The sequence below is a fragment of the Lentzea sp. NPDC020367 genome (assembly GCF_044387305.1).
Taxonomy (GTDB): domain Bacteria; phylum Actinomycetota; class Actinomycetes; order Mycobacteriales; family Pseudonocardiaceae; genus Lentzea.
The window spans coordinates 513684-530031 of sequence record NZ_JBIRVV010000005.1 but is presented as its reverse complement, the minus strand read 5'-3'; the positions used below and the strand labels follow the sequence as shown (position 1 = coordinate 530031).

The window sequence follows — 16348 nt, the reverse complement described above, 5'->3', positions numbered from 1 at the left end:
GACCTGAGCACCTGAGTCCGCAGGGGGGACGCTGTGTCGACGCTGTTCACCGACGCGGCCGAGATGCGCGCGTACGCCGAGTACCTGCGCGCCGAGGCCCAAGAGTTCGACACGATCCGCAAGTACGTCCACGCCACGGCGTGCGACAAGGCGGGCTTCACCGGCCTGCTGACGTTGCTGCAGCCGGGCGTGGACATCGTGCGCGCGTTGTTCGACGAGACGCTCGACTTCGGCAAGTCGAAGCTCGAAGGCACGGCCGCGGCGGTGGACGCGACGGCGAAGGGCTACGAGGACATCGACGCCCTTCAGCGCCGGATCTTCGAGGGGCTGCTGAAGTGACCACCGCGTCGTACAGCTCCCCGCGCCCGGTCGCGGCCTCGCTCAAGCAGCCCGACGTCGACACGGCGTCGTTGAACGACGTCCTGCGCGACCAGGGCTGGGGCGTTCAGGCGGTCAACTGGGTGTTCGAGGCCGTGACCGGCGAGAGCCTGGTCTCCACGATCATCACGCCGATCACCGGTGACTGGTCGAAGATCCGTGCGGACGGCGACGCCTGGCGCATGGTCGGCAACGCCATGAACGACGTCTCGTACAACCTCACGGACGCCGTGGGCAAGGTGCGCGGCCACTGGGACGGCGACGCGGCCCGCGCCCACGAGAAGTACATCGCTCTCGGCTGGAAGGCCGGCCTGCTCGCGGAGATGGGCGTCGCCCAGCTGATCGCGAAGGGTTTCGACACGGTCGCCTCCGGCGCCGAGGCCCTGGGCAAGCAGGCCGCGCGCCTGCTCGACTACCTCGTCAACAAGCTCCTCGAAGCCGCCGCCACCGTCTGGATCCCGGTCGCGGGCTGGATCAAGGCAGCCGAGATGGTCTGGAACGCGTACCAGATCTACCGGCGCGTGATGGACATCATCGACACGGTCCAGAAGCTCATCGCCGACGTGAAGGCGCTCTTCGACGCCGTCGGCCGCGTCTTCTCCGCCATCGGCAAGCTGAAGGACGCCGACTCCCTGGCCGAGGCCATGAACGCCACCCAGGAGGTGGCCGAGGCGGGCCGCGACGTCCGCAACGCCGTCAGGGACATCAGCGACGACGCCGCGTCCATCAAGGACTCGGCCACCGAGATCGCCGACCGGGGCCGCGACATCGGCTCGCACGTCCGCGAGGTCTACGCCCCGCCAGGCGGCTCCGAGGACACCAAACCGGCCGCCGTCTCCTCCGTGGCACCCGGCGGCGCCCCAGTAGCGCCCGCGCCCGCGGTGCACGGCGGCCCCGACGCCCCCGCCACCCACGCAGCGGCGGCCACCGGCTCAGCCACGTCCGCACCGCCTTCACTGGGCGGCGGCGGAGGTGGCGGCATGCCGACTGGTGGCGTCCCCACCGGCGGTCACGCCGGCTCAGGCGGCGTGCCTTCCTCTGGCGGCGTGCCTTCGTCCGGCGGCCACGGCACCGTCGCGCCACCCACCAACACCACGCACGCGGCCGGTGCTGCCCCCGCCGCAGCCCCGCCGGCGCCCCACCAGACCCCCATGGGCGGCGCGATGCCGATGGGCGCCCCCATGGCCCCAGGTGCAGGCGGCGGCGACCAGACCAGGAGCTCCGGCTCACGTCCGGGAGCGGGCGGCGTCCCGTCCTTCCCGAGCGCGGGCGCCCCGGCCGGCCCCAAGGCCCCCACGGGCCTGCCGACCCCTCCCGGACACGCCTCAGGCCTGCCCAGCCCGCCCACGACCCCGGCGTCCGGCACCCGCCCCGGCGGCTCCGGCCTGCCCACGCCTCCGTCGGGCCCTGGCGCGCCGGGCAGCCACTCCGCCCCGCACCAGACGCCAGGTTCGCCCGGCAGCCACCCGGCGCCCGGCTCCGGCCTCCCGACCCCGCCCAACTCCGGCGCGCACGGGACGCCTGGTTCGGGCAGCGGCCTGCCGACTCCGCCCAACTCCGGCGCGCACGGGACGCCCGGTTCCGGCCTGCCGACCCCGCCGAACTCGGGTGCTCACCCGACGCCCGGGTCCGGCCTGCCCACGCCTCCCGACCACCCGAGCGCCAGCACGGGCACGGCAACCGCCCCCGCCCCGTCCCACACGGGCGGCGGCCTGCCGTCGCCTCCCGGACACCCGACCCCGAGCGCGGGCGGCGGGCTGCCTTCCCCTCCGGGACACCCGAGCCCCACCACGGACCACCCGACCCCAAGTGGCTCGGCACCGCACGACGGCGGCACGCGTCCCCACGACACGACTCCGTCCGGTACCGCTCCGCACGACCCGTCGAGCCCGCGTCCGCACGACACCACGCCCAACGGGTCCCACGACACCAAGCCCCACGACACCCCGGACGGCACCAAGCCGCACGACGCCGACACCCGGCCGCACGACGCTGACCCGAAGCCGCACGACAGCGACACCAAGCCCCACGACGCTGACGCCAAGCCCCACGACAGCGACGCGAAGCCGCACGACGCCGACACCAAGCCCCACGACGGCGACGCCCGGCCCGACGACGGCAAGCCGCACGACACCGACACGAGCGGTGCCGACGACGTCAAGCCCCACGACACCCAGCCGGACCACGACACCCCGGCCACCCACGACACCGACCCCAAGCCCGGCCACGACGACGCCACCACCCCCGGCCACAACGGCGACGGCGACAACAACGCCAACCTGCAGACGCCCACCGGCCCGGACCTCAAGGGCCACTTCGACGCGGCCGCCATGGCGGCGCAGGGTCAGGGCTACCAGCACCAGCTCGAGCAGATGCTGCCCAACCAGGCCGACCGCGACCGCTACGTCGAGCTGAGCCAGAAGCTGTCCACCGACCTGAGCGCGAGCGAGGCCCAGCACGTGGCCGACGTCCGCAACCAGATCAAGGTCGACACCGGCGACATCGTCACCAAGGCGCTCAACCCGAGCGCGGTCAGCACCTACCTGCCCGACCAGCCGCACGCCGCGGGCAGCAAGCAGGAGACCTGGCAGAACCAGATGGGCGGCTCGATCGCCCGCGGCCAGGACGTGGTCGACGTCAACACGCCGCAGGGGCTCAGGGACGGCCTCGCGCTCGACGACAAGGGCAAGGGCTGGACGCCCATCCCGGCCGGCGCGCAGAACGCGATGCAGCTCCGGTACGAGATCACCGACCAGAACGCCGGCGCGCACAACGTGCCGTTCGGCGGGCCGAAGAAGGACACGCCGGACTTCACCCAGCCAGGGCCGTACCCGGCCGAGCAGTACCAGTCGCCGCAGGAGAAGGCGCACTACGAGGCGTCGCAGCAGCAGATGGCGGCGGCAGGTGGTGCGACGAAGCCGTACGACGGGTACGACCCGTTCACCGGTACCGGGTCGACGATGGGCGGCATGCCGGAGTGGCGCGTCGACGGCGGCACACCGTTGCCTGATCGTGCCGAGATCTGGCAGGTGAACGCGGACGGAACTGAGAAACTGCACGCCGTGTACGACCGCAAGTTCGGCTGGACGAAGCTCTGATGACCCAGTACTCCCAGGAGATGGCCGAGTACCGCGGCGAGACCTTCTTCGCGGGCGCCGAAGGGAACGACGTGTGGATCCGCAAGATCCCCGGCGTGACCTACGCGACCAGCGAAGGGTTCCAGACCTACGGGAACCGTGAGCTCAAAACGGTGGCTGTGAAGGAACTCCAGGCCTGGTACCTGGAAACCTGCACGGCCACCTGGCGCGGGCAGCCGTTCAACGTCGTCAGGACGGAGAACGGCAAGGCCGAGGCCGGGTACGCGGGCGGCGAGTACGTGTGGGCCGCGCAGAACGGGCTCGAAGGCGACCAGTACAACGGCTACCGGGCCACGCTCGACGTCGACGAGCTTCAGGACGTGCGGGTCGACCGCACCGACTTCCTGGCGCGGTGGAAGGAGAAGAACCCGGGATGAGCACCCCACAGGCCGTGCGCAAGGCGGCCGGCATCGGGCCGGAGACGATCCTGCAGAAGATCGTGCACCCCGCGATCGCGCAGCTCTACCTGGGCAACGTCGTGGTGCCCGGCAAGTTCGAACCGCACCGGGCCGCCGGGTTCGTGACGCGCGGGCAGGACTTCCCGCAGGGCACGTCCGACCAGTTCGCCGAGGCGTTCGGCGTCGACAAGGTCGCGGACTGGCCCAAGGGCACGCAGTACCTGCTGCGCTTCCTGGCCCACACCACCGAGCTCTTCGACACCAGCTTCGGCGGGCCGACGCTCGACGGCGCGCAGAAGATGGGCACCACGCGCGTCTACCCGGTCCCGTTCACCGGCACCGGCTACACGCCGAGCGCGCACCCCATCCCCGAGTACGTCATGGAGCTCGCCGAACTCCCGGCGGGCACGGAACTCTGGCGCTTCGAGCCCAACGGACAAGGCCGCAGCGTCGGCAAGTACCTCAACCGCCAGGTCGGCTGGGTCCCCACGGGAGACGTGAGCTTCGGTCCAGGAAGGTACTGGCAGGCCCCGGTTCCGCACCGGCCGACCGTCCGTCGTGGACTGATCGGCCGGTTCCAGGGCGTGGACTTCGACATCGACTTCGGGCCGACGCCCGGCTCCGTCCTGCTGCACCCGCTGGCCGGTCAGCCCGCGCCGCCGGACTTCACCGAGGAGAACGGCGTCCGGTTCCTCGAGGTGCCGGACGCGGTCGTCGAGGACCTCCAGCTGGTCCGCACGCTCTGCACGTACCGGGGTGCGGAGTTCGAGATCATCGGTGTCCTGGGCGACCAGGCCGTGCTGCACTTCCTCGGCGAGAACTACGAAACGGCCAGGGAGCTCGGTCTGTCCGAAGTAGACTTCCGGCAGTGGCGCACCTTCGCGCAGCGCGCCGAGGTGGGCGACATCCGCGGTGAGGCCAGGCCGATCCAGCGCGGGCTCTTCGCTAGGGAGAACTGATGACCACCCCGAACGACAGCTGGAAGTCCGCGGAGCTGCGGGCGGCCGAGGCGCAGGTCGACGCGCGCTTCAAGGAGGCGCAGGACCTCGCGAACCGCCTCAAGGAAACGCCGCTGCCGCCCGTTCCGCCGGTCGACTTCAAGGCGATCGCCCAGCAGGTCGAGCGGGCAGCACAGGAACGGGACGCGCCCGAACAGCTCAAGGCGTTGAAGCGCAAGGTGGACGCGGGCGAGTTCACCTGGGAGGACGTCGTCTCCGGCAAGGCCGCGCAGGATCCCGACGTGCAGGCCATGCAGCAGGAGAACGTCAACAAGATGAAGCAGGCCTTCCAGATGTTGCAGGAGGGCCTGACCGCCGAAGAGATCATGGCCGCCCAGGACCCGCGCAGGAACCGGGGTGACGACGGCGACGAGAACGCCCCCGACATCTTCACGGAGGACAAGTGGTGATGACGGCCTGGCGGACACCGGACATCCTCGCGGCGGAGGACTTCCTGAGCAGCGCCGTCGCCGAGGCGGATCGCGCGATGCGGTCCGCCCAGCAGAACCTCAAGGGCAAGGAACCGTCCACTGAGGACATCCGCAGGGTGATGCAGTTCGCGAAGTCCGGCGACGCCTCACCGGCGATGCGCCAGCTGGCCGACCGCATCGCGCGCGGTGCCGGCCTGAGCTGGCGTCAGGTCCTCACCGGCGAGGCGGGCCACGATCCGCTGGTGCGCCAGGCACTCGACGCCGACCGCGCCAGGCTGGATGAGCTGATCAAGGGCGAGACGGCCCCGCCGCCACCCCCGCGCAGGCCCGTGCGGACGGACGACGACGAGCCGACCCAGTTCACCGAAGACGCCTGGTAGCGGTCAGTCCAGGACCAGGCCGACGCTGACCAGCACGGCCCACGCCAGCATCGCGATCCCGGTGAACTGCAGCACCGGGATCAGGTCGCGGCCGCCACGCCCGGCGGCCACCCGGCGCACGGCGGGCAGCAGCACCGGCGCCGCGAGGAACCCCAGCAGCGCGTACGGCACCCGCACGACCATTCCGAGCGCGATCAGGAACGGCACCGCGACCAGCGCGAGGTACAGCCTGCGCGTGTCCTTGTCGCCCAGCACCACGGCCAGGGTCCGCTTGCCCGTTACCGAGTCCGTCGGGATGTCGCGCAGGTTGTTCGCCACCAGCACCGCGGCCGAGATCGACCCCATCGCGATGGACGACCCGATGCCGATGCCGGTGATCTCACCGGTCTGCACGTACAGCGTGCCCAGCACCGCGGCCGGGCCGAAGAAGAGGAACACCGCGATCTCGCCCAGGCCCGCGTAGCCGTACGGACGCTTGCCACCCGTGTAGAACCACGCCCCGGCGATGCACACGGCGCCGAACCCGAGCAGCCACCAGTACCCGGACAACGCCACCAGCACCAGGCCGGCCAACGCGCCGACGCCGAGTGAGATGAACGCCGCCAGCCGCACCTTGGCGGGCTCGGCGGCACCGGATCCGGTCAGGCGGAACGGTCCCACCCGGTTGTCGTCGGTGCCGCGGATGCCGTCGGAGTAGTCGTTCGCGTAGTTCACGCCGACCTGGAACGCCACCGAGACGACGAGAGCGAGCACCGTGTAGAGCACGTTGAACTCGTCGATGTGGTGCGCCGCAGCAGCTCCCACGACCACCGGGGCGATCGAGTTCGGCAGCGTGCGCGGGCGGGTCCCCTGGATCCACTGGACGACTGAGGCCATGCCTCCATCCTCCGGTATGGCTCCTGAGGACCCGCCAAAGGGGTGTATCAGCAGGCAGTAGCGCCGCTCACACCCGCGACGTACGCCTTGGCGATGTGCTTGCCCGAAGCGATGCGGTACCAGACGTTCGACGTGCCCTGCGTGCCCGACACCGACTCACCGGTGAGCTGGCAGGTCACCCTGACCTGCGCGTAGTTGCCGGCCAGACCCACCTGCGACGACGTGGAGTTCGCGCCGCTGCGGACGTTCACCGTGCCGTTGGCCGCGGACGTGCGGACCGTCCCGACAGGACCGGAACCCGTCCACAGGTAGGTCACGGTCACCCACGAGTTCGTGGTCAGCTTGAGGCCGTCCCAGAACGTGCCGTCCGCCAGGTCGATGCCCGCCGGGTTCGCGACCTCACGGCCGTACTGGTCCTTGCCGCCGTTGTAGTTGTTCTCGTATGCGGCCTGCGCTTCGGGCTTGCCCTGCGGCAGGTCCTTCCACATCTCGCGGGTCGCGGACGCGTTCCAGTAGTCGTCCTTGGTGTTCCACGGGCCGACGTCCCACACGGGCGCCCATTCGCAACGGCCGTTCGACGCGCACACCTGCACGCTGTAGTTGCCGGAGTTCTTGTTGGCCAGGCCACGCCGCGACGGCAGCGCGACGAAGTGGTCACGCGAAACGATCGTGTGGCCGTTCGCCGTGGTGCCGCCGACCAGACCCTCGCGCGTCGCGTAGACCCGGTACGCACGTCCAGCGGCAGCAACGGAAACGTCGTCCGCGGCAACGGTCGCCGGCGCCTGCGAAGCGGTCAGCTTCACGCGCGATGCCTTGCCACTGCTCAAAACCACGCGGGTCTCGATGGTGGACGTGGTCACCGGCAACGTCGCCGGCGCCTCCAGCCACTCGGTCCACTGGCCGTCCGCACGCAGTCCGCGCACGTCGACGACACCATCGCCGGTCACCGCCGCCGTGACCGCGTTGGCGGGCTGAGCGAGTCTGTGCGTGCCGAGCTCGATCAGGCCCGTGCGCGGGGAACCGCCCCACGTGACGGTGCGGCCGCTGACGTCGGCGGCCCACTCGTTCGAGGCGGCCGCCGCCTGGGCGGGAGACGCCAGACCGACCACCAGCGTGGCGCCGGCGACCAGCGGTAACAGGTAGCGCATGAAGAAACCCCCATCGCTAGCGCGCGCGGATGGGGTTCCGCGCGCTTCGCGGGGAGAGTTGTCCTCAGCGGTAAAGGTTCACCTAAAGGCGTTCGCGACAGCTGTCCTGTCGACTTTGCCGGGCCCGCGCAACGGCAGCTCGGACACGAACCGCACCAGCTTCGGCGCCGCCGCCCGGCCCACGTCCCGTGCCACGGCGGCCCTCAGATCGTCGACTGAAGGCTCCTCACCACGTGCGACGACCACGGCGGCCACGACCTGGCCCCACTCGTCGTCCGGAAGGCCGACGACACACGCCTCCAGCACGCCCTCAACGGTCGCCAGGGCCCGTTCGACCAGCACCGGAGGCACCTTCTCGCCGCCCGTGACGATCACGTCGTCCGCACGGCCCAGCACCTCCAGCCGCCCCTCGCGCAGCCGTCCGAGATCGCCGGTGCGGAACCACTCGCCGAACGGTTCCGCGCTGCCGCGGTACCCCAGCGCCAGCACCGGCCCGCTGATCTCGATCACGTCGTCGGTGCGCAACGAGACGCCCCGCAGCGGTTCGCCGTCGTACACGCACCCGCCGGCGGTCTCGCTCATGCCGTACGTCGTCACGACCTGCACGCCGAGCGCGCGCGCCTGCTCCAGCAGCTTCGGCGGGGTGGCGGCCCCGCCGATCAGCACGCCGTCGAACTGCCGCAGCGCCTCCAGCCCCGGCCCCTCACCGACGACGAGCCGGGAGAGTTGCGTGGGCACCAACGCGGTGTAGTGACGTCCCGGCTGGGCCAGCACCGGCCGCGCGGCGTGCGCGAAACCCATGGCGCGGAAGCCCTTCGACATGTCGAGCACACCGGGGGTCGTGCCGGCGACGATCGACCGCACCAGCACCTGCGCCCCGGCGATGTGACCGGTGGGCAGCGCCAGCAGCCACGTGCCGGGCCCGCCGAGGCGTTCGTGCGTGGCCTGGGCGGACGTCGTCAGCGCGTCCGCGTCGAGCAGCACGGTCTTCGGCTCGCCCGTCGACCCGGAGGTCGGCACGCCGAGCACGGCCCGCTTCTCCCAGCCGTCGAGCGGGCCGTCCACCAGCGGATCGCCGCCCTGCAGGGCCGCGCGCAGTTCGTCGAGCATGTTCTACCTGCTCAGAAGTAGTACGGGTAGTTGGACCAGTCGGGGTCGCGCTTCTCCAGGAACGAGTCCCGTCCCTCGACGGCCTCGTCGGTCATGTACGCGAGCCTGGTCGTCTCGCCGGCGAAGATCTGCTGTCCCACCAGGCCGTCGTCGATCAGGTTGAACGCGTACTTGAGCATCCGCTGGGCGGTCGGCGACTTCCCGTTGATCTCGCGTGCCCACTGCAGCGCCGTCGTCTCGAGCTCGGCGTGCGGCACGACCTCGTTGACCGCGCCCATCTTGTACATGTCCTCGGCGGAGTACGTGCGGCCGAGGAAGAAGATCTCGCGGGCGAACTTCTGCCCGACCTGCCGTGCGAGGTAGGCCGACCCGTAGCCGCCGTCGAACGAGCCGACGTCCGCGTCGGTCTGCTTGAACTTCGCGTGCTCGGCGCTCGCGATCGTGAGGTCGCACACGACGTGCAGGCTGTGCCCGCCACCGGCCGCCCAGCCGGGAACGACCGCGATGACGACCTTCGGCATGAACCTGATCAGCCGCTGGCACTCCAGGATGTGCAACCGCCCCGCACGGGCCGGATCCACGCTCTCCGCCGTCTCACCGGAGGCGTACTGGTAGCCGCTGCGCCCACGAATCCGCTGGTCACCGCCACTGCAGAAGGCCCAGCCGCCGTCCTTGGCGCTGGGGCCGTTGCCGGTCAGCAGCACGCACCCGACGTCCGACGACATCCGCGCGTGGTCCAGTGCCCGGTACAGCTCGTCCACCGTGTGCGGCCGGAACGCGTTGCGCACCTCGGGCCGGTTGAACGCGATGCGGACCGTGCCCTGGTCGAGCGCGCGGTGGTAGGTGATGTCGGTGAAGTCGAAGCCTTCGATCGGCTTCCACAACGACGGGTCGAAGAGCTCCTGATCTGCCACGGACGAGACTCTAAGCCGCCCGCGCTGAAGGGCGCTCCCGGACACTCGACGAGGCGAGCAGCATTGCGGCGATCCCGGCCGCCGGGAACCACCACGAGTGGAACACCGAGCCGTCCGGCACACGTTCGCCGTCCATCGCGAGCGCTGTGGCGGCGATGAGCTTCAGGCCGAGGCAGAACGCCCAGGCGCGGAGCACGCGGGCGGCGTTCGCGGCCGGAGCGGTCATCACCGCGTGCACCGGCACCGCGACGATCACCAGCAGCAGCAGGGAACCGGCGAGTTGCCAGAACACCGAGGCTCCCGCCGTGTCACCCCACAGGGCGTGCAACTCCGGCACGACCCACACGACCAGGGCGATGACTCCGGCCACGATGGCGACAGTCCGTCGTCCGGGGCGGAGCACCTGGGGACCGCGCAGCAGGCAGATCAGCCCGACGGCGAACCCGATCAGGCAGATCCAGATCCACCGCGCGGGTACCCCGGCGGCCAGGTAGACCGCGAGGAGCGACGTCCAGAGGGCGGCCTGGGCTGTGGTCCGATCGCGCTGGCGGGCCTGCTTCTTGCCGGCGAACAGGTCGAGGGCCGACCAGATCAGCCAGATCCCGAGGCCGAAGGTGAAGACCCTGTCGGGGTCTCCCATGGCGCTGCGGTCCAGGAAGTGCAGGTAGTCGAGGGTGACGCTGAGACCGAGGCCGAACAACGGGAGCCCGCCGTCGTCCTGGGTGCCCAGGTAGATCATGGCGATGCCGGTGACGACCGAGACGACACCGGCGAACACCAGCCAGAAGTCGAATTCCGGCTCCGCTTCCCTGTCCGCCGCGTGGTAGTGGTGGACGTTGTGCGGCTTGTAGTTCAGATCGCGTCCGATGCGGCCGGCCTGCACCGCCTCACCCTGGACGTCCCCGTTGATCTCGTTGCGCGGCTCCGGCTCCTGTGTCATCCCCCACCCCCGTTCTCAGCAGGGTAGAGATGCCGACTGGGACAATCGAGAGATGAACGGGTCATCTGCCCACGCGAGGCTGATCGTCGACGAGCTGGTGCGCAACGGCGTGCGTCACGTCGTGCTGTGCCCCGGTTCGCGCAACGCCCCGCTGTCGTTCGCGCTGCACCAGGCCGAGCAGCAAGGCCTGCTCACGGTGCACGTGCGCATCGACGAGCGCAGTGGCGGCTTCCTCGCGCTGGGTCTCGCGAAGACCGGCGAACCGGCCGTGGTGACGTGCACCAGCGGTACCGCCGTCGCGAACCTGCACCCGGCCGTCATCGAGGCGCAGCTCACGAACGTGCCGCTGATCGCGCTGACCGCAGACCGCCCGGTCGACCTCTACCGCACCGGCGCCAGCCAGACGATCGACCAGTACGACGTGCTCGGCATTCCGACGCTGCACATGCCGGAGGGCGCCGACGAGCCCACGACCCGCTCGTTGATCTGCCGCGCGATCGCCGCGGACGGCCCGTCGCACGTCAACGTGCCTTTCCGGCCGCCTTTGACGCCGTCCGACGACGCGTGGCCCGCGTCGGACCGCGGCCCGTGGACGGAGACGGACCGCACGTTCACCGTCGAGACCCGGCCGTCCTCGCTGCCGGCCCGCACGCTGGTGCTGCTCGGCGACGACCGTCCGGAACGGCTGCTGAAGGCCTCCCGGCTGGGGTGGCCGGTGATCGCCGAGCCGACCGCGCCCGGCGGCCTGCGGCACGGGTCGTTGCTGCTCAACGCGGGCCTGCCGGAGCAGCTGAAGCCCGATGCCGTTCTCGTCGTCGGCCGCGTCACCCTGTCGCGGGGGCAGCAGGCGTTGCTGGGAAGCACTCCAATCGTGCATGCGATCGGTGACCGGGCGCAGTGGCCGGACGTGCAGTTCACCGCCACGCGTGCGTCGACCTGGCTGCCCGAGCCCGCCGCGCTCGACGGCGAGTGGCTGCAGTCGTGGCAGAGCGCCGTGAAGAACGTCAGCGTGGCCGTCGACGACCTCCTGGACGCCGAGCCGTGGCCGACCGGCCTGCACGTCGCGCGCGATCTGACGCAGGCGATGCCGTCGGGTTCCTTGCTGTTCGTGGGCTCCTCCAACCCGATCCGCGACGTCGACTTCGCGGGGGAGCGGCGTTCGGACGTCGCCGTGCACGCCAACCGGGGTGCCGCGGGCATCGATGGAAGCGTGTCCACGGCCATCGGACTCGCCCTGAACCACGACGGGCCGGCGTTCGCGCTGATGGGCGACCTGACGTTCCTGCACGACAGCAACGGCCTGCTGGCCGACCGGGTGCCGGACCTCACGATCGTCGTGCTCAACGACGACGGAGGTGGGATCTTTTCATTGCTGGAACAAGGCGCACCGGAGTACGGCGGAAGTTTCGAAAGGATTTTCGGCACCCCGCACGGGACTGATCTGACCGCTTTGTGCGCGGGCTACCGAATTCCACACTCCACTGTGGACGACCAGGAGGAGTTCCGTAGCGCGATTGCGTCACCGAAGGGCCTCCAAGTGGTCGAAGTGCAGGCAAAACGTGACGAACTGCGCGCGTTGCACCAACGTCTCAAGTCGACGGTGTCAACCGTTTTCAGCAGGTAGGAAACATACGTAAGTCGGTAGTTCGTCCATGATCGTGTGGATAGCGTCCGCCGCATGTCGATCAGATCAAAGACGACGGCCGCGGTGGCGTCCGCGGCCGCGATTACGTTCTTCGCGGGGACGGCGCTGGCGGCGTCTCCGGGTGCTCCCGGAGCCGGCGACCCGTACTTCCCGACGTACGGCAACGGCGGGTACGACGTCTCCCACTACGACATCAGGCTCAACTACAACCCGACCGGCGACCAGCTGTCGGGCACCACGACGATCCTGGCCAAGGCCACCGAGGACCTCACGCAGTTCAACCTCGACTTCCTGCTCAAGGTGAAGTCGGTCAGGGTGAACAACGTGCCGTCCTCGTTCGTCTCGGACAACGGCGAGCTCACGCTCACCCCGCGCGGCGGCGTCCGCAAGGGCCAGGACCTCACGATCGTCGTCACCTACGCCGACAGCCCGTCGACGGTGAAGGACCGCAACGGCTTCACGGCGTGGACGAAGACCGCCGACGGCGCACTGGCCATCGGCGAGCCGGAGATCGCCTCCTGGTGGTTCCCGTCCAACGACCACCCCACCGACAAGGCCACCTTCGACGTCAACGTCGCCGTGCCGAACGGCGTCGAGGCGATCTCGAACGGCACGTTCGTCGGCCAGACCCGCCAGATCAACGGCTACACCCGCTGGAACTGGCGCAGCACCAAGCCGCAGGCGACCTACCTGACGTTCCTGACCATCGGCCAGTTCGAGCTCCGCCAGGGCACCACCCCGTCGGGCCAGCCGTACGTCAACGCCTACTCCGAGCGCCTCGGCGAGAACGCCGACGCCGCGAAGGCCAGCATCGAGCGCACGCCCGAGGTCATCGAGTTCCTCTCGGAGAACTTCGGCGCGTACCCGTTCGAAGCGCAGGGCGGCGTGGTCACCCCGAACCTCGGCTACGCGCTGGAGAACCAGACCCGCCCGAACTACGACACGGGCTTCTTCCGCCGCGGCGCCAACACCTACGTCGTCGCGCACGAGCTGGGCCACCAGTGGTTCGGCGACGCCGTCTCGGTCCACCACTGGCGGGACATCTGGCTGAACGAGGGCTTCGCCTCCTACGCGGAGTTCCTCTGGTCCGAGCACGTCGGTGAGGGCACGGCGCAGGAGAACGCCGACTTCACCTACGACCTGTACCCGGCGGACAGCGAGTTCTGGAACGTCCTGCCCGGCGACCCCGGTGCCGGCGCGGTGTTCGACGGCGCCGTCTACGACCGCGGCGCGCTGGCCGTGCACGCCCTGCGCGTGGCCGTGGGCGACGAGAAGTTCTTCGAGATCCTCAAGACCTGGGTGGCCGAGAAGAAGTACTCGGACGCCACGATCGAGGAGTTCATCGCGCTGTCGGAGCGGGTCTCCGGCCAGCAGCTCGACCAGCTGTTCCAGACGTGGCTGTTCACGAAGGGCAAGCCGGCCGAGGCTCCCGGACGTGCGGCGGACGTCGCGTCGAAGTCGTTGTCCGTTGCCTCGGACAAGGCCGCGGAGCCGAAGTCGCGCGCCAAGATCCAGCTGACCCACGAACTGCTGGACGCGCACAAGTAGTTCAAGTGGTTCGCGCACAAGCAGTTCCGGACTGTCAGACCGGCTGAGTACGTTATGACGCAGGGGTTCCCAGCTCGGGGGGACCCCTGCGTCAGCGTGTGGAGGGGCCTTGACCACAGACCAAGACCGACCTGGAGCCGTGGCCTGGCCACCTGCCCCGATCAAGACCGAACGGCTCGTCCTGCGCCAGTCGGAGCCCCGCGACCGGCCGCAGTTCGTGGACCTGTTCGCCTCGCCGGAGGTCGGCACCTACATCGGCGGCGCCCAACCGCGTGACGAGGTGGAGCGCACCGCGCCCGAGGTGCCAGGCCGTCGCTTCGGCTTCTTCGTGGTCGAACTCGACGGCACGATGATCGGCATGATCACGTTCGACCGGCGCGATCCCGCGCGCAAGGGCCGAGTCTGGCCGGACGCGGGGGAGGCCGAGCTCGGCTACCTGTTCCTGCCGCACTCGTGGGGCAACGGCTACGCGGCCGAGGCGTGCGCGGCGGCACTCGACTGGTTCACCGGCGCGCACCCCGGCGAACCGGTGGTGCTGTCGACCCAACTCGCCAACGAAGCCTCGCTTCGCCTCGTGGCGAAGCTGGGGTTCACCGAGGTGGACCGGTTCGAGGAGTACGGCGCCGAGCAGTGGTTCGGCGTGCTGACGAATGGCTGAGGACGCCCCGGCCTGGGCCTACGAGCGGGCCGAACTGCACCCGCACGACCCGCGATGGGCCGACCGCGCGGCAACGGAGCGCGACAGCCTCCGGCAACTGCTGAACCCCTGGCTGGTCGACGGCATCGAACACATCGGCTCCACAGCCGTCCCAGGCCTCTCCGCCAAGCCGATCATCGACCTGATGGCCTCGGTCACCGACCTGGACACCGTCACGACCAACGCGTCCGATCTCCTCGCCGCGGCCGGCTGGTCCTACGTGCCCAAGGAACTCGACAACCGCCCGTGGCGCCGCTTCTTCGTCAAGCCAGATGCGACCAACCAACGGCGAGAAGCCCACCTGCACCTGATCCAGGCAGGCCACCAGAGGTGGACCGACCAGATCCGCTTCCGGGACATCTTGAGAAGCGACGAAGAACGAGCGCAAGCCTACGAAGACCTGAAACGCCAACTAGCTCAACAAAGCGGCCACGACCGTGAGGCGTACACGAACGGCAAGGCGGCCTTCGTTGCTAAAGCCCTTCAAGGGCCTCACGCATAGGCCGCATCTTGGCGTGCGCCTCCTGCACCTCGATGTCGGGATCCGAGTCGGCCACCAGCCCGCACCCGGCGAACAGCCGAGCCGTCGACCCCGAGATCTGCGCGCAGCGCAGCGCGATCCCGAGCTCCCCGTCCCCGTTCCCGTCGATCCACCCGACGGGCCCGGCGTACCGCCCGCGATCCATCCCCTCCAGCTGCGAGATCAGCTGAGTCGCGTCCAGCCGGGGCGTCCCACCCACGGCGGCGGTCGGATGCACCGCCTCGCCGAGGTGCAGCAACGACACCGACGACTCCAACGTCCCGATCACGTCCGAGGAAAGATGCGACACGTTGGGCAGCCGCAGAACAGAAGGCCCCTCGACGGACATGGTCGTGCAAAAGGGCCGCAACGTCTCCGCGAGAGAGGTGACCGCGTAGTCGTGTTCCTCGAGGTTCTTCTCCGACGACATCAACGCCGAAGCAAGCTCCTCATCGGACACCCCGTCGTGCGGCCAGGTGGTCCCGGCGAGCACCCGCGAGTCCACGACGGACCCGGTCCGCCGCAGCAGCAGCTCGGGCGTGGCTCCGACCAGGCCGTCCACGGCGTAGGCCCAGCACTCGGGATAGCGCCGGGCGAGACCCTGCAACACGAACCGCTGGTCCAGCCGCCGGTCGGTGCGCGCCACCAGGTCGTGGGCCAGCACCACCTTGTCCAGCTCGCCGCCGCGCATCCGGTGAACGGCCTCGCGCACGGCCTCGCGGTACTGCGTGACCGGCAGCTGACCGTTCGAGTACCGCACCGTCGAAGGCCGCGACAACGGCGTGACCAGCGGCGCGGGGTCCGAGGCGCCGATCGTGGTGACCCACTGCTCGCCGTTGCGGCGGCCGACGACCACCTCGGGCACGATCAGCACCGAGTCGCCAGGCGAGTCGGCGAAGGCCATCGAGACGAACGCCACGGGGCCGCTGCCCGGCACGCCCAGTTCGTCGTCCACGTCGAGGTGCGACACGAACTCCTGCCACCACTTGTCGGCCTGCGCGAACCTGTCCGGTCCGCTGACCTCCAGCCGTGCCGCCTCGCCCCAGCCGACCAGGCCGGACCCGTCGCGCACCCACGCGAGCGCGCGCTCCGGGTCGGGCAGCATTCCGAGCAGGTCACCGGCGGTGTCCCGTTTCGACCGGACGCGGATTCGCTGCCGTGCTCGCGATGTCGGTGCTGAGGTCACTCTTTGACTGTATGGACCTCAACCTGAAAGCGCGGCATCCGC

At 70.1% G+C, this 16348-nt stretch carries 16 protein-coding genes; 10 read left to right on the top strand and 6 right to left on the bottom strand.

Going from position 1 to position 16348, the window contains the following annotated elements; genetic code table 11:
* The first annotated feature begins 33 nt into the window (after window positions 1-33).
* Genes ACH413_RS24365 through ACH413_RS24340 form a run of 6 tightly spaced genes read left to right on the top strand, consistent with a single transcriptional unit; the run spans window position 34 to window position 5722 of the window.
* The gene (locus ACH413_RS24365; RefSeq protein ID WP_360045192.1) at window positions 34-339 is read left to right on the top strand and encodes a hypothetical protein; all 306 of its coding nucleotides are present in this window, start codon (window positions 34-36) and stop codon (window positions 337-339) included.
* Window positions 336-3476, top strand: a complete 3141-nt coding sequence (locus ACH413_RS24360) for a hypothetical protein (protein WP_360045189.1) — start codon at window positions 336-338, stop codon at window positions 3474-3476. The genes ACH413_RS24365 and ACH413_RS24360 overlap by 4 nt, the downstream gene beginning before the upstream one ends.
* Window positions 3476-3892: a hypothetical protein gene (locus ACH413_RS24355; protein ID WP_360045186.1), complete on the top strand. Its 417-nt coding sequence runs from the start codon at window positions 3476-3478 to the stop codon at window positions 3890-3892. Before ACH413_RS24360 ends, ACH413_RS24355 begins: the two co-directional genes overlap by 1 nt.
* The gene (locus ACH413_RS24350) at window positions 3889-4872 is read left to right on the top strand and encodes a hypothetical protein (RefSeq protein WP_360045183.1); all 984 of its coding nucleotides are present in this window, start codon (window positions 3889-3891) and stop codon (window positions 4870-4872) included. The genes ACH413_RS24355 and ACH413_RS24350 overlap by 4 nt, the downstream gene beginning before the upstream one ends.
* Window positions 4872-5321, top strand: a complete 450-nt coding sequence (locus tag ACH413_RS24345) for a hypothetical protein (protein ID WP_360045180.1) — start codon at window positions 4872-4874, stop codon at window positions 5319-5321. The genes ACH413_RS24350 and ACH413_RS24345 overlap by 1 nt, the downstream gene beginning before the upstream one ends.
* Window positions 5321-5722, top strand: coding sequence for a hypothetical protein (locus ACH413_RS24340; RefSeq protein WP_360045177.1), 402 nt, complete (start codon window positions 5321-5323; stop codon window positions 5720-5722). Before ACH413_RS24345 ends, ACH413_RS24340 begins: the two co-directional genes overlap by 1 nt.
* A gap of 3 nt (window positions 5723-5725) precedes the next feature.
* Here the strand turns inward: ACH413_RS24340 and ACH413_RS24335 are convergent, their stop codons facing one another.
* The 5 genes from ACH413_RS24335 to ACH413_RS24315 form a co-directional block, all read right to left on the bottom strand.
* Window positions 5726-6598 carry a 1,4-dihydroxy-2-naphthoate polyprenyltransferase gene (locus ACH413_RS24335; RefSeq protein WP_360045175.1) on the bottom strand — a complete coding sequence of 291 codons (873 nt, stop codon included), beginning with the start codon at window positions 6596-6598 and terminating at the stop codon, window positions 5726-5728.
* Window positions 6599-6645: 47 nt separating this feature from the next.
* Window positions 6646-7746, bottom strand: a complete 1101-nt coding sequence (locus ACH413_RS24330) for a hypothetical protein (protein ID WP_360045172.1) — start codon at window positions 7744-7746, stop codon at window positions 6646-6648.
* A 78-nt stretch (window positions 7747-7824) separates the two neighbouring features.
* Window positions 7825-8856: an o-succinylbenzoate--CoA ligase gene (gene menE, locus ACH413_RS24325; protein WP_360045169.1), complete on the bottom strand. Its 1032-nt coding sequence runs from the start codon at window positions 8854-8856 to the stop codon at window positions 7825-7827.
* 11 nt (window positions 8857-8867) lie between these two features.
* Window positions 8868-9770, bottom strand: a complete 903-nt coding sequence (locus tag ACH413_RS24320; RefSeq protein ID WP_093605881.1) for a 1,4-dihydroxy-2-naphthoyl-CoA synthase — start codon at window positions 9768-9770, stop codon at window positions 8868-8870.
* Between the two features lie 10 nt (window positions 9771-9780).
* Complete coding sequence (locus ACH413_RS24315) at window positions 9781-10710, bottom strand: hypothetical protein (RefSeq protein WP_360045166.1); 930 nt, start codon at window positions 10708-10710, stop codon at window positions 9781-9783.
* A gap of 52 nt (window positions 10711-10762) precedes the next feature.
* On the opposite strand from ACH413_RS24315, the gene menD reads away from it, so the two are divergent.
* The 4 genes from menD (at window position 10763) to ACH413_RS24295 (ending at window position 15102) form a co-directional block, all read left to right on the top strand.
* On the top strand, window positions 10763-12334 hold the full coding sequence (gene menD / locus ACH413_RS24310) for a 2-succinyl-5-enolpyruvyl-6-hydroxy-3-cyclohexene-1-carboxylic-acid synthase (RefSeq protein ID WP_360045163.1): 1572 nt from the start codon (window positions 10763-10765) through the stop codon (window positions 12332-12334).
* 54 nt (window positions 12335-12388) lie between these two features.
* Complete coding sequence (locus ACH413_RS24305; protein WP_360045160.1) at window positions 12389-13903, top strand: M1 family metallopeptidase; 1515 nt, start codon at window positions 12389-12391, stop codon at window positions 13901-13903.
* A gap of 139 nt (window positions 13904-14042) precedes the next feature.
* The gene (locus ACH413_RS24300) at window positions 14043-14561 is read left to right on the top strand and encodes a GNAT family N-acetyltransferase (protein WP_360045157.1); all 519 of its coding nucleotides are present in this window, start codon (window positions 14043-14045) and stop codon (window positions 14559-14561) included.
* Window positions 14554-15102 (top strand): GrpB family protein, encoded by a 549-nt coding sequence (locus tag ACH413_RS24295; RefSeq protein ID WP_360045154.1) that lies wholly within the window; start codon window positions 14554-14556, stop codon window positions 15100-15102. Before ACH413_RS24300 ends, ACH413_RS24295 begins: the two co-directional genes overlap by 8 nt.
* Here the strand turns inward: ACH413_RS24295 and ACH413_RS24290 are convergent.
* Window positions 15074-16306 (bottom strand): isochorismate synthase, encoded by a 1233-nt coding sequence (locus ACH413_RS24290; RefSeq protein WP_360045151.1) that lies wholly within the window; start codon window positions 16304-16306, stop codon window positions 15074-15076. The genes ACH413_RS24295 and ACH413_RS24290 overlap by 29 nt on opposite strands.
* Between the last annotated feature and the right edge of the window lie 42 nt (window positions 16307-16348).